The 252-nt window shown below is 72.2% G+C and carries 1 pseudogene; it reads left to right on the forward strand.

The window, feature by feature from the left end:
• Positions 1-42: 42 nt before the first annotated feature.
• Positions 43-252: pseudogene (locus tag AC0CH8_RS18995) on the forward strand (lytic transglycosylase domain-containing protein); the annotation flags it as partial.

Consider the following 252-nt stretch of genomic DNA (forward strand, 5'->3'; position numbering starts at 1 on the left):
CGACCTGCAATGGCTGCTGGGGGCAGATCAATGAGCAGCAACATGCGTTTGAGAGCGGCGATGACGGTGGCGTTGGCCACCCTACCCCTCCCCGCAAGGGCGGCGGGATCGAGCGGCGACCCGTCCGGCGAGGCTCGCTCGGTGCAGGCGGCGCGCATCCCGACGCAGCTGGAGGACGCGCAGCGGGCGGCGTACGCGCAGGTGTTCGCCGCGATCCGCGCGCAACGCGGGCAGGATGCGCAGCTCGGGCTG

Source organism: Sphingomonas sp. AC435, from assembly GCF_979253005.1.